The following is a 712-nucleotide window of genomic DNA, read 5'->3' as shown; positions in this document are numbered from 1 at the left end:
GATTTCACCTGAATCAGGTGCAGATATCAACCTATCCATCTGCTCATTCGATGGGTGTAGCTCGTTTATAACTTCCATATTATTTCCTGTGCGGTTGAGCTTGAAGCAACTTCTTAGTTGGTAAAATAAGGCGTAAACACTTCCATTCTTGCGATAGGTTCTTAGTCGAGTACCATATTCATTATGTCGAAATCATGGCAAGTCTCTTAACTTCTTCGCTGGGTTACCAGCGTAAATCCCTTTTTCAGTTATATCTTTTGTGACTACACTACCTGCTCCAATCACAGCCCCTTCACATATACTGACTGACAACACAGTGGCGTTCGAACCTATCGTGACATTGTCGCCAATAACAGTGCGCCCCCAACTACCTGAATCTGGATTTGGTTTGCCATCTTTAAACAAGTCATTCGCAAACATAACACCATGGCCGACAAAGCAGTCACGACCAATATTTACGTATTCGCAGATAAACGTATGAGACTGGATCTTCGTTCTCTCGCCAATAATGGTATTTTTTTGTATCTCGACAAAGGGACCAATGAAAACATCACGTTGTAGCTCACATCCGTAGAGGTTAGAAGGCTCAACAATTGTGACATTGTCACTGAAATTAACATCCGTAATTTGTGCTTTTAGAATCCGTGGACTTGCCATTTTCTCTCCGAAAAATGTTGCTGAGTAATACTGGGGCTAATCTCCATACCTAAGC

1 protein-coding gene is annotated in these 712 nt (G+C 41.7%); it reads right to left on the bottom strand.

The genetic code is table 11. From position 1 onward, the window contains the following. Positions 1–192: 192 nt before the first annotated feature. Complete coding sequence (locus L4C33_RS22635) at positions 193–657, bottom strand: acyltransferase (RefSeq protein WP_428814604.1); 465 nt, start codon at positions 655–657, stop codon at positions 193–195. Positions 658–712 lie beyond the last annotated feature (55 nt).

The sequence above is a fragment of the Vibrio makurazakiensis genome, assembly GCF_050337375.1.
Lineage (GTDB): Bacteria > Pseudomonadota > Gammaproteobacteria > Enterobacterales > Vibrionaceae > Vibrio > Vibrio makurazakiensis.
The sequence above is the reverse complement of the archived record's forward strand: the minus strand, read 5'-3'. Positions and strand labels throughout refer to the sequence as shown.